Source organism: Mesorhizobium sp. M4B.F.Ca.ET.089.01.1.1 (assembly GCF_004022605.1).
In the GTDB taxonomy this organism is placed as follows: Bacteria; Pseudomonadota; Alphaproteobacteria; order Rhizobiales; family Rhizobiaceae; genus Mesorhizobium; species Mesorhizobium abyssinicae.
In genome coordinates this window covers 1-418 of the sequence record NZ_RZOS01001492.1, presented here as the reverse complement: position 1 = coordinate 418, position 418 = coordinate 1, and the positions used below count along the sequence as shown (strand labels likewise).

The window sequence follows — 418 nt, the reverse complement described above, 5'->3', positions numbered from 1 at the left end:
GATCGAAAGCGCAAGATTAATTGCTTCGTCCGCTGTAGTCGCCGGGCCGGCCACTTGGAAGCCAGCGGCATGGAGCCCAGCCTCCAAATCAAGCGCAATCAGGTAATCGTCTTCGACGATCAGGATCAATTGGTCGCGAGACTTGCCGGATCCTCCTCCCCTCGTATCATCTCGAGAGAGAACCACCTGCGGCCTGAAGGATCGAGCAATATCCCCGCCCCGGCTTAGCTCAGGTATCGATGCTTTTGGGCGCAAGGCCGCTCTCCTCGGACTGCTGAGAAAAAGTCACGGTGCATCTGGATGGGTGCCGGCTGACTTCGAAGGCCCCGCCGATCTGCCGCACTAAGCCTTCGACAAGTCGCAAACCCGACGAGGACGATCGCACCGAACTGAGTTCGAAGCCCGGGCCCTCGTCCTC

The 418-nt window shown here is 59.6% G+C and carries 1 pseudogene; it reads right to left on the bottom strand.

Going from position 1 to position 418, the window contains the following annotated elements:
* Nucleotides 1-229 precede the first annotated feature (229 nt).
* Nucleotides 230-418: pseudogene (locus EN780_RS40175) on the bottom strand (hypothetical protein); the annotation flags it as partial.